Below are 14,073 nucleotides of genomic sequence, written 5' to 3'. Positions count from 1 at the left end.
AGCGGTTCGCGATCTAACGGAATCGCAGGGGATTGAACGAAACCGCTGGCGCGGTATTGGAGCCTGAGGGGACGGCGAAGGCTCCTGTCTGAGAAGGTTGGTTTTCCACGCCCCCCCCTACAGACAGGAGGCCCCCGATGGCCGAATTGAGCCCTTTGCGTCGCCGCATGATCGAGGACATGACGGTCCGCAATCTTTCGCCGGCGACGCAACGATCCTACCTTCATGCGGTTTCGAAGTTCAGCCGCTTCTTCAATCGATCGCCGGATCGGCTCGACCTTGAAGACGTGCGCACGTGGCAGGTCCACTTGGTGTCGCAGGGGATTTCGTGGGCCAGCCTCAACCAGTTTGTGGCGGCGCTGCGGTTCTTCTACGGGGTGACGCTGCGGTGCCCCGAGACCCCGGAGCGGATCACCTATGCCCGCCAGCCGCGGCGGTTGCCAGTAGTATTGAGCGCCGACGAGGTGGTGCGCTTCCTGGAGGCGGTGCCCAGCCTGAAGAACCGCACGGCGCTGACCACGGCCTATGCCGCCGGGCTGCGAGTATCAGAGGTGGTGGCGCTCAAGCTGGCCGACATCGACAGCGGCCGGATGGTGATCCGGGTCGAGCAGGGCAAGGGGCGCAAGGACCGCTACGTCATGTTGTCGGCGCAGTTGCTCGGCATCCTGCGCACCTATTGGCGGCTGGCGCGGCCCGGGCATTGGCTGTTTCCCGGCCGCGAGGACAAGCCGATCGAGCCGAATGTGCTGAATTGCGCGTGCCGCTCGGCCTGTGCCGCCGCCGGGATCGACAAGTGCGTCACCGTTCATACCCTGCGCCACAGCTTTGCCACCCATCTGCTGGAAGCGGGCACCGACATCCGCATCATTCAGGTGCTGCTCGGCCACAACAATCTGTCGACCACGGCCCGCTACACCCAGGTCTCCAACGCAATGATCGCCAAGACGACCAGCCCACTCGACGGCCTCGACCTGATGGTGGTGCCGCCGTCCTGAGATGGCAGCCATGGCCGGGGGACTGGAGGTGGCGGACGTGTTCCGCCGCTTCGGCAGTGCATGGCGGGCTGCCCAGGATGGACATCTCGACCGCGGCCGCCGCCGGGTGATGGCCGCCATCGAGGCTTGCCGAACGGCGCAATTGGGCGGCCATAGCGAGTCCTGTGGTGCGTGCGGGCTGGTGCGCATCGCCTACAATTCCTGCCGCAACCGGCATTGTCCCAAATGCCAGGGGCTGGCACGCGCCCAGTGGCTGGCCGACCGCCAAGCCGAGTTGCTGCCGGTGCCATACTTCCACGTCGTCTTCACCGTGCCGGCCGAGATCGCCGCCATTGCCTTCCACAACAAGGCGGTGGTCTACGACATCCTGTTCAAGGCGACAGCCGAGACACTGCGCACCATCGCCGCCGATCCCAGGCATCTCGGCGCCGAACCCGGTTTCGTCGCCGTGCTGCACACCTGGGGACAGGCGCTCCAGCACCATCCCCATCTCCATTGCGTGGTGCCGGCCGGCGGCCTGTCGCCGGACGGAAGCCGCTGGGTCGCCTGCCGTCCGGGCTTCTTCCTGCCGGTGCGTGTGCTGTCCCGGTTGTTCCGCCGCTTGTTTCTGGCCCAAATGACGGCGGCGTTCCTGGCGGGCAAGCTCGCCTTCTTCTCCGACCTCGCAGCCCTCGCCGAGCCGGCCGCCTTTGCCCGCCATCTGGCGCCGCTGCGCAAAACCGACTGGGTGGTCTACGCCAAACGCCCATTCGGCGGCCCCGAGCAGGTGCTGGCCTATCTCGGCCGCTACACCCACCGCGTTGCCATCGCCAACAGCCGCCTGGTCGAGATCGCGGACGGCTCGGTCCGTTTCCGCTGGAAAGACTATCGTCATCACGACAAGCAGAAGGTGATGACGCTGCAGCCCGGCGAATTCATCCGCCGCTTCCTGCTCCACGTCTTGCCCGACGGCTTCCACCGCATCCGTCATTACGGATTCCTCGCCAACGGCCAGCGGGCGGCCAAGCTGGAAAACTGCCGTCGCCTGCTGGCCGTGCCGGCGCCGGCAACGGTCACGGCGGGGACGCCCGACGACTACCGCGACCGCCATCACCGCCTCACCGGCCACGACCTCCGCCGCTGCCCATGCTGCGGCGGCACTATGGCGCCGCTCGGCGCCATCCCTCGATCACCGGCCGGCCATGCCGCCTACCGGATCGACACGTCATGACCGCCGTACCGTGCCTGCTCTTGGGAACCGTGCTCGCACCGACGCTGGCCGTCGGCATCGCGCTCGGTCGCCCACATCGTGTCCTGGCGCCCATCATGGTCAGCGCGATTGCCGCCGATCGGCACCTCACGGCAACCGCCGCCGCAATTTTGGTCCTGGCCGCCGCGCCCGTGAACGCCCCCTCGGCCGTCATCTCACCGCCCCAGCCGCCCGGCGCACCCACCGCCACGGCCAAATCCCCATAGACCTCGTCTGCGTCCCGCGGTTTCGTTCAATCCGGCTTCTCAGAGGTCCGGCTCCTTTGAGGCTGCCGTCGTACCGGCCGGACCTCAGAGAACCCTCCAGATTCACAGGCGCGGCTAATCGTGATTCACTTCCTGTGGAGGTGGCCCACGATGACTCGACCTTTATCCGTAGATCTGCGCGACCGTGTTGCGCGATATGTTCTGGCTGGCCATTCGCGCCGACAGGCGGCCAGTGTCTTCAATATCTCGGTGAGCTCGGCGGTACGCTATGTGGCGCAATATCTGTCGAGTGGGACGGTGGCGCCAAAGCGGCAAGGCGGTGATCGGCGCAGTAAATTGGGCGACCATCGGGCCTATGTGCTGCTGCGTGTTAAGCAGGTTCCGGATATCTCGCTGGCCGATTTAACCAAAGAACTGGCCGAGCGGGGCGTTCAAATCCATCTTTCCAACCTTGCCCGGTTTCTCCGGGCACAGGGGCTGACCTATAAAAAAAACTTTGGTTGCGTCCGAGCAGATGAGGCCGGACGTCCGGTTGCTGCGCGAGGAGTGGATTAAAGGCCGCCAACCGCTGATGCGGCGTCAGGCCCATCGCCTGGTGTTCCTCGACGAGACCGGAACCAATACCAAAATGACCCGTCTGCGGGGCCGCTCACCCAAAGGGGCGCGGTTGAAAGCCGCTGTGCCCTTCGGACATTGGAAGACGGAAACATTCATCGCCGGGCTGCGTCATGATGGCTTGGTGGCGCCCTTTGTCATCAATTGCCCGATGAACCGGAAGATGTTCGAGGCCTATATCGAGACCCAACTGGCCCCAACCCTGGAGCCGGGCGACGTCGTGATCCTCGACAATCTCTCAGCTCACAAAAGTCCTCGGGCAGAACGGATCATCCAAGATCGTGGTGCCTTCATGCTGTTCTTGCCGCCGTATTCCCCCGACCTCAATCCCATCGAAATGGCCTTCTCGAAGCTCAAGGCACACCTCAGAAAAACGGCTGCCAGGACCATTCAGGACCTATGGGACGCCATCGGCCGAATCTGCGATCTCTACGAACCTCAAGAGTGCCGAAATTTCTTCAAGGCTGCCGGATATGAACCAGTGTGATCGCGAATTGCTCTAGGCCGTCCACGGTGTCGGAGAAATCCTGCGTCGCCCGGCTTGGCCGGGCGACGCCTCTCGTCCTCGGAGAATCCGGGGTTTTCCGCTTTATGTCATGAATCTGACAAGCGTTGCTTTTTGGCAACGGTGCGGCGCATTGCGCGTCCGAAGGCAGCCGAAGGTTGGAATCGGGGTTGCCTGCCCAATAATCACTCATGTATGACGGACCTGCTTACGAATTCAGCAGATTGCCGGCGCGGCTTGGCGCGAAGGCTAGGCGGATCGGGCAAACACGGTTTGGCATGCCGGTTGCTTTTATCCCGGCAACTCTGGCAGTTCATCGAGGGGGTCAATGATGTATCGACACAATCTTCGTCGCCGTTCCCTGGTTTCGGGTGCGATTCTTTCGGCGGTTCTCGGTCTGGCGGCGACGCCGGCGTCCGCCGATTTCTCGCTGTACGAGCAGGGCGGCCTGAAGATTGACGGCGCCTTCAGCGGCGGCGTCACCCTGTTCACCAGCCCGGGCGCCCAATTCGGCGCCGGCTCGTGGACCAACAACGCCGGCTCTCCCGGCAAGCGCATCACCGGGCATGGCAACTGGTCCGAGACCTTCCTTCACCCCGAGCTGAAGGCCTCGTACGAGACCGAAAATTACGGCACCTTCTACGGCGACGTCAGCGGCCAGTTCACCATGACCGGCGGTTCGGGCGAGCCCTCGCTGATCTCCACCACCTACGGCCACCCCTGGATGGTCGAACTGGAGAACCTGTACGGCGGCTGGAAGTCGGGCAAGACCCTGGTGGGCCTGGGCCTCGACGAGAACGGCCTGGACCTGTCGGGCGGCCGCCAGAGCTTCCGCGTCGCCGACGGCTTCCTGATCAGCAACGGCACCAACAACATCGGCAAGCGCGGCATGTTCTGGACCCAGTCCCGGACCGCCTTCGCCCAGACCGGCGTGGCCAAGGTCTCGTCGGACAATGTTCGTGGCGACGTGTTCTACCTGAAGAACAACGCCTCCAATTCGGTGATGCTGCCCGGCCTGTACGAAAACGCCCAGACCTCGGTGATCGGCGGCAATATCGAATTGTTCGGCAATGCCGATCAGGTCGAGGGCAAGCCCGCTCCGGACGGCGCCTCCAATTACGCCGACCGCAAGTGGTACGCCGGCTTTACCTACTTCCGGGTGGTGGGCGCCGACAGCCGTAATGTTTATAGCTTCGGCCAGGGGCAGACCAACTCCACGGTCACCAATACCCTGTCCTCGGCCCGCGACGGCATGAACGTGTTCTCCTTCCACGTGGGCGGCAATCCGCTTTCCTTCCTGCCGGACTTCTCGTTCTACGGCAACGTCGTGAAGGAAAAGAACAGCACTCACAATGCCGACCTGGACGCCGAGGCCTACTACATCGAGCCGGGCTACCAGCTGTCCAACGTGATGTGGACGCCCAAGCTGTCCTACCGCTATGCCCATTTCTCGGGCGACAAGGACCCCAATGATGCCAAGAAGACGGCCTACGATCCCTTCTTCTACAACGCCATCACCCGAGGTTTCGGCACCTGGTTCATCGGCGAGATCGTCGGCAACTATGTGATCTCCAACTCCAACGTGAACATTCACCAGCTGACTTTCAGCGTGAATCCGCGTGATGACCTGAAGCTCTCCGTCCTGGCCTTTGACTACAAGTACGACGCCAAGACCCAGCTGAGCAACGTCAGGTCGGATGACCTCGCCCAGGAAATCGACTTTGCCGCCGAATGGGCCATCAGCGACAATGTCGCTCTGTCGGCCGCTTTCGGCATGGCGACCCCGGGCAAGGGCTACAAGCAGAACATTTCCAACAACTCCAGCCCCGCCAGCATGCCGAACAAGACCTGGCTGCTGGGCGAGACCTCGCTGGTCGTGAAGTTCTAGGATCTGCGTCGACAAGGCCCCCGGTTCCCTTCCCCAGCGGAAGGGGCCGGGGGTCTTGCTTTTCGGGAGGGGCTGGAAACTTCTTAACCTCTAGGCCATATTATTATCGGATTATGAGGTATGGCGGGGAGAGACGCCTTGGCACCCGACAATGGCATGGCCACCGACAACAAGCGCCAGTTTTCCAGGCAGCAATGCGGCACCGAATGCACCTTCGTGCTGGACGGCATGGAAAGCCGCGTCTATCTGCTGGACGCGTCTCGGGGCGGGTTCAAGCTGCGCTTCGAACAGGCCGAGACCGCCATGGCGGCCATGATGCCCTTGCCGCGCGACATGGTCATCGTCGACCAGTTCTCCAAGATGCATGCCACCATCATGTGGGCCAGCAACGGTCTGGCCGGCTGCCGTTTTTATCAGCACCTGTCGCTGGACGACGTGGTGCGCATGATGACCGGCCATTTCCGCCTGCAGCTGGTGCCGCCGGTGAAGCCCGAAGCCGGGCCGGAAGCATCCCCTCAGGCGTGACCCCTGGGCGCCTGTTCCGGGCTGTCAATTGTCAATGGCGTGACATAGTATGGAAGGCGGTGAAACGCTTTCGAGGCTTGGTCATGTCTTCCGAGGACCAGCTTGAGCATGTCAACCGGCGCGAATTTACCCGCCTGCGCAGCAGCGCGGAGTGCGTTTGCCTCTTTGCCGGCAAGGAAAGCCGCGCGGTCCTGGCCGATGCTTCCCGCGGCGGCTGCAAGCTGCGTTTCGACGAGCCGGACATGGCCATGGCGGCGCTTCTGCCCGTTCCCTGCGACATCGTCATCCGGGACGAGGAATCGGTCATGCCGGCCACGGTGATGTGGGCGAACGGCGATCTGGCGGGGTGCCGGTTCCAGCAGCCCCTGTCCCTGGACGAGGTCTCGCGGCTGTTGGGCGGCCGTTTCCGTCTCGAGGTGCTGAGGGAGCCCGAAGGCGTTTCCACGCCCAGGGCCCATATCGAAAGCCGGGCCGAGGCCGAAGCCCGTCAGGAGGCCGAAATGGCGGCCGCCATCCGCAGGATGGTCGAGGCGGAAGACTAGCCGCCTAACCCGCCTTCTTGACCTGCATCCGCGCCAGATCGCGATAGGCCGCCACTTCCCTAGTGACGTGGTGGAACAGCACCTCGTCCACCATCTGGTAGATCTCCAGGCAGCATTGCTGGGCCTGCTTGTGATTTTTGATCTTGGGGATCAGCTTGCGGCACAGGTCGACGAAGGCCGCCATCAGGGCGGCATGGTTCATCTGGTGCCGTTCGCCCCCCTCTCCGCCATGGGCCTGGAGGAAGGAATCCTCGGCGGCGAAGGCCGCCTTCATGGCGTTGAAGATGGCGCCGGTATGGCCCGCCAGGATGTACTGATTGAGGGCGGGGTCGTCCATGCCCTGGAAGAAATCGGCCATGGCGCCCAACAGGCGCTTGCGGCCCTGATCCACTTCGGGAATGCCCGTCTCCAGGGCCATGTTCCAGAGAAACATGAGGTCCTCCGCCTAAGACGTCACGTCGCCATCCACAAGAGATAAGGAGTGGCCCGGGCTGAGTCAAACGCTTGAAACAACTTGTTTTTTCTCCTCACACTTGTTCATCTTGGCGTCAAGAATCGTCACCTAGGTCTCGCAAGCGGCATCCGTGCCGGCCCCGGCGTCCCGCAGGGGTTGCCGGACATCTGGGGCCGTGACACGGGCGGCGTTTTTGGCTAAACCCCACCTTCCCGTCGTCACTGAGCGCGAGCGAGCATGACCAGCACTCTTCCCGTCGCCACCCTGGCCGCCATCACCAACCGCATCGCCCGTGAATTGGGGGTGCAGGCCTCGCAGGTGGCCACCACGGTGGAGATGCTGGACGAAGGCGCCACGGTGCCGTTCATCGCCCGCTACCGCAAGGAAGCCACCGGCGGGCTGGACGACACCCAGCTGCGTAATCTGGAAGAGCGCCTGGGCTATCTGCGCGAGCTGGAAGACCGCCGCGCCGCCATCCTTCGCTCCATCGAGGAGCAGGACAAGCTGACGCCCGAATTGCGGGGCCAGATCGAGGAGGCCGACAGCAAGGCCCGTCTGGAAGACCTGTACCTGCCCTACAAGCCTAAGCGCCGTACCAAGGCGCAGATCGCCCGCGAGGCGGGGCTGGAGCCCCTGGCCGACGCGCTGCTGGGCGATCCGTCCCTGACGCCCGAGACGGCCGCCGCCGACTATGTGGATGCGGAGAAGGGCATCGCCGACGTCAAGGCCGCCCTGGACGGGGCGCGCCAGATCCTGATGGAGCGCTTCGCCGAGGACGCCGAGCTGCTGGGCAACTTGCGCGACGCCCTGTGGGACGGCGGCGTGCTGGTCTCGACCCTGGCCGAGGGCAAGGCGGAAGCCGGGGCCAAGTTCTCGGACTATTTCGACTACCGCGAGGCCATCAAGGCCATTCCGTCCCACCGCGCCCTGGCGCTGTTCCGGGGGCGCAACGAAAACGTTCTCAATCTGAAACTTCTGACGCCCGACGAGGCCGCCCGTCCCGAAGGCCAGGTTTCTCAAGGCCCTGGCGAATTCGAGGCGCGCATCGCCCGGCGTTTCGCCATCCGCGATCTCAAGCGCCCGGCCGATCAGTGGCTGGCCGAAACGGTGCGCTGGGCCTGGCGCATCAAGATTCATCTGCATTTGGAGTTAGAATTGATGGGCCGCCTGCGCGAGGCGGCGGAAGCAGAGGCCATCAACGTCTTCGCCCGCAACCTGCGCGCCCTGCTGCTTCAGGCCCCCGCCGGGGCCAGGAACTGCATCGGCCTCGATCCCGGCATCCGCACCGGCGTCAAGGTGGCGGTGACCGACGCCACCGGCAAGGTGGTGGAGACGGCCACCATCTATCCCCATCAGCCCAGGAACGACTGGCAGGGCTCGCTGGCCACCCTGGGCCAGCTGGTGCGCAAGCACGGCATCAGGCTGATCGCCATCGGCAACGGCACCGCGTCGCGCGAAACCGACCGGCTGGTCATCGACCTGATGAAGCGCCACCCCGACCTCAAGCTGGAAAAGCTGGTGGTCAGCGAGGCCGGCGCCTCGGTCTATTCGGCCTCCGAACTGGCGGCCAAGGAATTCCCCGATCTGGACGTCAGCTTGCGCGGCGCGGTGTCCATCGCCCGGCGCCTGCAGGACCCCCTGGCCGAGCTGGTCAAGATCGACCCCAAGGCCATCGGCGTCGGCCAGTACCAGCACGACGTGGATCAGGTGAAGCTGGGCCGTTCGCTGGATGCCGTGGTGGAAGACTGCGTCAACGCGGTGGGCGTCGAGGTCAACACCGCTTCCGCTCCGCTGCTGGCCCGCGTCGCGGGCCTGAGCCCCACCGTGGCCCGCAATGTGGTCGAGTTCCGCGACCGCTTCGGCCCCTTCGCCAGTCGCGAGGCCCTGAAGCAGGTGGAGCGCCTGGGCGCCAAGGCCTTCGAGCAGGCGGCCGGCTTCATGCGCGTCGTCGGCGGGGTCAATCCGCTGGACGCCTCGGCCGTCCATCCCGAGGCCTATCCGGTGGTGGAGCGCATCTGCCGCGCCACCGGCCGCGACGTGAAGAAGCTGATGGGCGATTCGGCCTTCATCCGCTCGCTGGACCCCAAGGATTTCACCGACGAGCAGTTCGGCGAGCCGACGGTGAAGGACATCCTCAAGGAACTGGAAAAGCCCGGCCGTGATCCGCGCCCCGAATTCAAGACCGCTGCCTTCAAGGAAGGCGTCGAGACCTTGAATGACCTCAAGCCCGGCATGATCCTGGAAGGCGTGGTGACCAACGTCACCAATTTCGGCGCCTTCGTCGACATCGGCGTCCACCAGGACGGCCTGGTCCACATCTCGGTGCTGGCCGACCGCTTCGTGAAGGACCCGCACGAGGTGGTCAAGCCCGGCGATCTGGTCAAGGTTAAGGTGCTGGAGGTGGACATGAAGCGCCAACGCATCGCGCTGTCCATGCGTATGGACGCCCAGCCCGCGCCGGCCCGCCGGGACGAGCCCCGCCGCGATGATCGCCGCCCGGCGCCCCAGGCTCCCCGCCAGCAGGCGCCCAAGCCGGATGAGGGCGGTGGGGCCTTCGCCGCCGCCTTCGCCAAGGCCAAGCAGAAGCGATAGGGCGGGGAGGGGCAGCTTCGGGGGCGTTTGCCCCCGATCCCCCCATTGGGAGGCGCGGCCTCCCGAACCCTCCAGGTGATTTGATTTTCAAAGGAAAAGGAGGCTTGGAGGCATCGCCTCCAAATGGGTGCGGGCCATGGCCCGCCCGCGAAGCGGCAAAACCCTTACCGGTTCTTTTCCACCAGCTTCAGCATGGTGTCCAGCGTGATGGAGGCGAAGGTGGCGCGCGCCGTGTCCTCGATTTCCATCAGCACCTGGCACAGGCCCTTGCCCTCGGCGGTGTCGTCGCCGTCTTCCCGCTCGCCGTGGCGGATAGGGTCGATGGTCTCGAACAGCTGGATGATGTCGAGAAGGGTGGTGCGCCGCCGGTTGCCGGAAAAGCGGTAGCCGCCGCCGGCGCCCCGCACCGCCTCGACCAGTCCGACCCGGCCCAGCGAGCGCAGCACCTTGGCCAGATGGTTGGTGGAGATGCCGTATTTCTCGGCGATCTCGTTGGCTGAAAGCTGGCGGTCCTGGCCCGAGGCCAGCTCCAGGATGGCGAACAGCGCGCAGCGCGTGGCTTTCTGGAGCTTCATCAGAGATCCTTCTCGAACTGGATGAAGGGGCCGGCCATCATGCCCTGGCTGCGGAAGAAGCTCATGATCAGGGTGTCGTCGCGGGCCAGCATGGTGCGCACCTTGTTGACGCCGGCCTTGCGGAAGCGGTCGTTCAGCGCATCGAGCAGAACGTGGCCGACGCCGCCCTGGCGAATATTGTTGCGCACGCCCACGGCGAAAATCCAGCCGCAGGGAGGCGAACCGAACTCCCAGGCGCGCACTTCTCCGATGATGAATCCAAGAACGGTATCACCGTCACAGGCCACCAAGAAAAATCGGTACCGTTTTACGGATTTAGGCTGGGTATCGTCATCCATATCAGTCGAGCGATTATTGTAGCGCTCGAACAAATCTTCCCAATACTCGGCCTTCGATAAACCAGTATTCTCGGTATCGATAGCAATCACTTGCGGTATGTCCGTCGCCTTGGCGAGGCGGACAGCACATTTTCTTTCTGATTGCTTCGATTGGGGATTTGCCATCAAGACCGTCTCCAGTACTGGTCATACCGTTCTACTGCACGAGGTGGACGATTACAATGCCGTTTCTGAGATGATGCCTTTGCTGCCACGCAAAAGGATCGTCGCTGCCATGCCGGCCGGATGCACGGGGCGGGTTGGCGGAAGCCCTTGCCGGGTGTAGGCTTTTTTCTCAGTCCCCGGCCAACAGGGGGCGCGCCATCGTTCAAGACCGTGGCCGAGGCCGCGTGCAGGGTGGGGAGAGGTCGAATGCCCAAAGGCAATTCCAGCGGTTCCGGCAGCGGCGCCGTGGTGGCGGCGGTTCTTGCCCGCCACGGGTCCGACGGGACCCGGCTGATGCAGATTCTGCGCGAGATTCAGGAAGAGAGCGAGTGGCTGTCGCCCGACATCCTGACCAGGGTGGCCGAGGGCACCGGATTGCCCCGCGCCCGGGTCGAAGGGGTCGCCGGCTTCTACCATTTCTTCCACGACCAGCCCCAGGGCCGCTATCGCGTGCTGTGGAGCGACAACATCACCGACCGCATGGCCGGCAACGCCGATTTGATGGCGCGCATGTGCAAGAAGCTGTGGCTGAAGCCCGGCCGCGTCTCCGAAGACGGGCTGGTCAGCGTGGACACCACGTCGTGTACCGGTCTTTCCGACCAGGGGCCGGCCCTGCTGGTCAACTACCGCCCCGTCACCCGCATGACGCCGCAGCGGGTCGACCAGATGGTCGAGCTGATCCGCCACAAGACGCCGCTGGCCGAATGGCCGGCCGAGTTCTTCAAGGTGGACGACAACATTCAGCGCAAGGACGCCCTGCTGGGCGCCGACTTCCAGCCGGGCGACGCGCTTCGGGCGCTCAAAAGCCCGCAGGAGGTGCTGGACGCCGTCAAGGAATCCGGCCTCAGGGGCCGGGGCGGCGCCGGTTTCTCGACGGGGCAGAAATGGGACTTCTGCCGTAGCGCCGTCGGGTCGGGGGCCAATCCCGCCCATTACGTGGTGTGCAACGCCGACGAGGGCGAGCCCGGCACCTTCAAGGACCGCGTCCTGCTGTCGTCCTACGCCGACATGGTGTTCGAGGGCATGACCGTCTCGGGCTACGTCATCGGGGCGAAGAAGGGCTTCGTCTATCTCAGGGGCGAATACCGCTACCTGCTGGAGCCCCTGAACGCGGTGCTGGAAAAGCGCCGCGCCGCCAAGCTGCTGGGGCAAAGCATCCTGGGCCGCACCGGCTTCGACTTCGACATCGAGATTCATCTCGGCGCCGGCGCCTATGTCTGCGGCGAGGAGACGGCTTTGCTCGAAAGCCTGGAGGGCAAGCGCGGCGTGCCGCGTAAGCGTCCGCCCTTCCCGGTCACCTCGGGCTATCTCGGCCAGCCCACGGCGGTCAACAACGTGGAGACCCTGGCCTCGGCGGCGCTGATCGCCGCCAAGGGGGCGGCCTGGTACAAATCCATCGGCACGCCCAAATCGGCCGGCACCAAGATCCTGTCCATCTCGGGCGATTGCCAGCGGCCGGGCATCTACGAGTATCCCTACGGCGTCAAGGTCAGCCAGATCCTGGCCGATTGCGGCGCGCGCGATACCCAGGCCTGCCAGATCGCCGGCGCCTCGGGTCTGACCATCGCGCCCAACGAGTTCGGCCGGCGCATCGCCTTCGAGGACATCCCCACCGGCGGCTCGTTCATGGTGTTCGACAACACCAGGGACATGTTCCAGGTGGCGCGCAACTTCGCCCACTTCTTCAAGCATGAAAGCTGTGGCTTCTGCACGCCGTGCCGGGTGGGCACCACGCTTCTCGCCAACGCCATGGACAAGATCGACGAGGGCCACGGCGGCGAGTACGACATCAACGACATCTGGCGGGTGATCCGCACGCTGAAAACCGCCAGCCATTGCGGCCTGGGCCAGACGGCGGGCAATTGCGCCGCCGACACGTTGCAGAAGTTCCGGCCGTCTTACGAGCTTCGCCTCAACGTCCGCGACTTCGAACCGGCCTTTGATCTCGACAAGGCGCTGTCCAAGATGCGCGAGGTGACGGGACGCGACGATCCCGGCGCCCATTTCCACATCGCCCACAGAAAGTCGCGGGCCGGCCTCGGCACCAAGGCGGGAGACCCCTCATGAGCGATCCCAAGACCTTCTTCCTCGATGAAGAGGAAATCCCCTTCGAGGAAGGCCAGACCATCATCCAGGCGGCCTTGAGCGCGGGCAAATTCATCCCGCATCTGTGCTACCACCCGGAATTCAAGCCCCATGGCTCGTGCAAGCTGTGCACCGTGCGCATCGATTCGCGCACCGTCACCACCGAGGACGGCCAGACGGTGAAGATCCCCGGCCGCGCCGCCGCGTCTTGCACCACGCCTGCCCAGGCGGGCCAGCATGTGGAAAGCGAGGTGCCGGAAATCCTCGATCTGCGCCGCACCCTGGTGCAGATGCTCCTGGTCGAGGGCAACCATTACTGCCCGTCTTGCGAGAAGAGCGGCAAGTGCATGCTGCAGGGCCTGGCCTATGACCTGGGCGTCATGGACCCCCACTTCCCGCAATACTTCTCCAAGCGCGAGGTTGACGCCAGCCACCCCGACATCCTGCTGGACTTCAACCGCTGCATCCTGTGCGAGCTGTGCGTGCGGGCCAGCGCCGAGGTGGACAAGAAGAACGTCTTCGCGCTCTCGGGCCGCGGCAACACCAAGCACCTGATCTGCAACAGTGAGAGCGGCAAACTGGGTGACACCAACTTCGCCGCCACCGACAAGGCGGCCAATGTCTGCCCGGTGGGCGTGATCCTGCACAAGCGCCACGGCTTCGAGGTGCCCTACGGCCAGCGCCGCTTCGACATTGCCCCCATCAGCGACAACCCGGAGCAGTATGCCCCGGTGAAGGAGCAGGTGTGATGAACGCTCCCCTGCCAAAGCGCAAGCTCAAGGTCGCCACCACGTCCCTTGCCGGGTGTTTCGGCTGCCACATGTCGTTCCTCGACATCGACGAGCGCATCCTCGATCTGGTGGAACTGGTGGAATTCGACCGCTCGCCCATCACCGACATCAAGCATTGCAGCCCCGATTGCGACCTAGGCATCATCGAGGGCGGCGTGTGCAATGCCGAGAACGTCCATGTGCTGCACGAGTTCAGGAAGAACTGCAAGATCCTGATCGCCATGGGGGCCTGCGCCATCAACGGCGGCCTGCCCGCCCAGCGCAATTCGCTCGATATCAGGGACATCCTGGCCGCCGTCTACGCCCAGCCGGGCCGCGGCGTCCACATCCCCAACGATCCGGAAATCCCCTTGCTGCTCAACGAGGTGCATCCCCTGCACGAAGTGGTGCGCATCGATTACTTCCTGCCCGGCTGCCCGCCTTCGGGCGACGCCATCTGGAAGTTTCTCACCGATCTCTTGGCCGGCCGCACGCCCACCCTGGGCCACGGCCTGATCCATTACGACTGA

The 14,073-nt window shown here is 64.4% G+C and carries 14 protein-coding genes; 11 read left to right on the top strand and 3 right to left on the bottom strand.

Going from position 1 to position 14,073, the window contains the following annotated elements:
* Positions 1-137 precede the first annotated feature (137 nt).
* The 7 genes from XM1_RS19825 to XM1_RS19795 all read left to right on the top strand — a co-directional run bounded on the left by XM1_RS19825 (position 138) and on the right by XM1_RS19795 (position 6,525).
* Positions 138-995 carry a tyrosine-type recombinase/integrase gene (locus tag XM1_RS19825; protein ID WP_068428055.1) on the top strand — a complete coding sequence of 286 codons (858 nt, stop codon included), beginning with the start codon at positions 138-140 and terminating at the stop codon, positions 993-995.
* Position 996: 1 nt separating this feature from the next.
* Positions 997-2,205: an IS91 family transposase gene (locus tag XM1_RS19820; RefSeq protein ID WP_369815998.1), complete on the top strand. Its 1,209-nt coding sequence runs from the start codon at positions 997-999 to the stop codon at positions 2,203-2,205.
* Complete coding sequence (locus XM1_RS19815) at positions 2,202-2,450, top strand: hypothetical protein (protein ID WP_068428062.1); 249 nt, start codon at positions 2,202-2,204, stop codon at positions 2,448-2,450. Before XM1_RS19820 ends, XM1_RS19815 begins: the two co-directional genes overlap by 4 nt.
* Positions 2,451-2,600: 150 nt before the next feature.
* Positions 2,601-3,552, top strand: a protein-coding gene (locus tag XM1_RS23630; RefSeq protein ID WP_156428594.1) for an IS630 family transposase whose coding sequence is annotated in 2 segments (ribosomal slippage) — positions 2,601-2,938 and positions 2,937-3,552 — 954 coding nt in all. Because the reading frame shifts where the segments join, the coding sequence is not laid out codon by codon here.
* 346 nt (positions 3,553-3,898) lie between these two features.
* Positions 3,899-5,458, top strand: a complete 1,560-nt coding sequence (locus XM1_RS19805) for an alginate export family protein (protein WP_231920597.1) — start codon at positions 3,899-3,901, stop codon at positions 5,456-5,458.
* A 138-nt stretch (positions 5,459-5,596) separates the two neighbouring features.
* Complete coding sequence (locus XM1_RS19800) at positions 5,597-5,983, top strand: PilZ domain-containing protein (RefSeq protein WP_068436539.1); 387 nt, start codon at positions 5,597-5,599, stop codon at positions 5,981-5,983.
* Between the two features lie 83 nt (positions 5,984-6,066).
* Entirely contained in the window at positions 6,067-6,525 is a 459-nt protein-coding gene (locus XM1_RS19795; protein ID WP_082700622.1) for a PilZ domain-containing protein, read from the top strand.
* Positions 6,526-6,529: 4 nt separating this feature from the next.
* On the opposite strand, the gene XM1_RS19790 is transcribed toward XM1_RS19795, so the two are convergent.
* Positions 6,530-6,958 carry a hypothetical protein gene (locus XM1_RS19790; RefSeq protein ID WP_068436538.1) on the bottom strand — a complete coding sequence of 143 codons (429 nt, stop codon included), beginning with the start codon at positions 6,956-6,958 and terminating at the stop codon, positions 6,530-6,532.
* Between the two features lie 258 nt (positions 6,959-7,216).
* Between XM1_RS19790 and XM1_RS19785 the strand changes: the two genes are divergently transcribed.
* Positions 7,217-9,571, top strand: a complete 2,355-nt coding sequence (locus XM1_RS19785; protein ID WP_068436536.1) for a Tex family protein — start codon at positions 7,217-7,219, stop codon at positions 9,569-9,571.
* A 164-nt stretch (positions 9,572-9,735) separates the two neighbouring features.
* Here XM1_RS19785 and XM1_RS19780 read toward each other — a convergent pair whose 3' ends face one another.
* The gene (locus tag XM1_RS19780) at positions 9,736-10,146 is read right to left on the bottom strand and encodes an Rrf2 family transcriptional regulator (RefSeq protein WP_068436534.1); all 411 of its coding nucleotides are present in this window, start codon (positions 10,144-10,146) and stop codon (positions 9,736-9,738) included.
* Positions 10,146-10,649 carry a GNAT family N-acetyltransferase gene (locus tag XM1_RS19775; RefSeq protein WP_068436532.1) on the bottom strand — a complete coding sequence of 168 codons (504 nt, stop codon included), beginning with the start codon at positions 10,647-10,649 and terminating at the stop codon, positions 10,146-10,148. Before XM1_RS19775 ends, XM1_RS19780 begins: the two co-directional genes overlap by 1 nt.
* Before the next feature lie 246 nt (positions 10,650-10,895).
* Here XM1_RS19775 and XM1_RS19770 point away from each other — a divergent pair, with 246 nt between their 5' ends.
* Genes XM1_RS19770 through XM1_RS19760 form a run of 3 tightly spaced genes read left to right on the top strand, consistent with a single transcriptional unit; the run spans position 10,896 to position 14,073 of the window.
* Positions 10,896-12,755 (top strand): NAD(P)H-dependent oxidoreductase subunit E, encoded by a 1,860-nt coding sequence (locus tag XM1_RS19770; protein ID WP_068436530.1) that lies wholly within the window; start codon positions 10,896-10,898, stop codon positions 12,753-12,755.
* Positions 12,752-13,522, top strand: a complete 771-nt coding sequence (locus XM1_RS19765) for a 2Fe-2S iron-sulfur cluster-binding protein (protein WP_068436528.1) — start codon at positions 12,752-12,754, stop codon at positions 13,520-13,522. Before XM1_RS19770 ends, XM1_RS19765 begins: the two co-directional genes overlap by 4 nt.
* Entirely contained in the window at positions 13,522-14,073 is a 552-nt protein-coding gene (locus XM1_RS19760) for an NADP oxidoreductase (protein ID WP_068436526.1), read from the top strand. The genes XM1_RS19765 and XM1_RS19760 overlap by 1 nt, the downstream gene beginning before the upstream one ends.

Source organism: Magnetospirillum sp. XM-1, from assembly GCF_001511835.1.
GTDB lineage: Bacteria > Pseudomonadota > Alphaproteobacteria > Rhodospirillales > Magnetospirillaceae > Phaeospirillum.
The sequence above is the reverse complement of the archived record's forward strand: the minus strand, read 5'-3'. Positions and strand labels throughout refer to the sequence as shown.

Coding starts and splice junctions, on each gene's coding strand:
- XM1_RS19795 (WP_082700622.1), top strand. CDS start 6,067: ATGTCTTCCGAGGACCAGCTTGAGCATGTCAACCGGCGCGAATTTACC.
- XM1_RS19820 (WP_369815998.1), top strand. CDS start 997: ATGGCAGCCATGGCCGGGGGACTGGAGGTGGCGGACGTGTTCCGCCGC.
- XM1_RS19825 (WP_068428055.1), top strand. CDS start 138: ATGGCCGAATTGAGCCCTTTGCGTCGCCGCATGATCGAGGACATGACG.
- XM1_RS19780 (WP_068436534.1), bottom strand. CDS start 10,146: ATGAAGCTCCAGAAAGCCACGCGCTGCGCGCTGTTCGCCATCCTGGAG.
- XM1_RS19775 (WP_068436532.1), bottom strand. CDS start 10,649: ATGGCAAATCCCCAATCGAAGCAATCAGAAAGAAAATGTGCTGTCCGC.
- XM1_RS19765 (WP_068436528.1), top strand. CDS start 12,752: ATGAGCGATCCCAAGACCTTCTTCCTCGATGAAGAGGAAATCCCCTTC.
- XM1_RS19770 (WP_068436530.1), top strand. CDS start 10,896: ATGCCCAAAGGCAATTCCAGCGGTTCCGGCAGCGGCGCCGTGGTGGCG.
- XM1_RS19815 (WP_068428062.1), top strand. CDS start 2,202: ATGACCGCCGTACCGTGCCTGCTCTTGGGAACCGTGCTCGCACCGACG.
- XM1_RS19790 (WP_068436538.1), bottom strand. CDS start 6,958: ATGTTTCTCTGGAACATGGCCCTGGAGACGGGCATTCCCGAAGTGGAT.
- XM1_RS19785 (WP_068436536.1), top strand. CDS start 7,217: ATGACCAGCACTCTTCCCGTCGCCACCCTGGCCGCCATCACCAACCGC.
- XM1_RS19760 (WP_068436526.1), top strand. CDS start 13,522: ATGAACGCTCCCCTGCCAAAGCGCAAGCTCAAGGTCGCCACCACGTCC.
- XM1_RS19805 (WP_231920597.1), top strand. CDS start 3,899: ATGATGTATCGACACAATCTTCGTCGCCGTTCCCTGGTTTCGGGTGCG.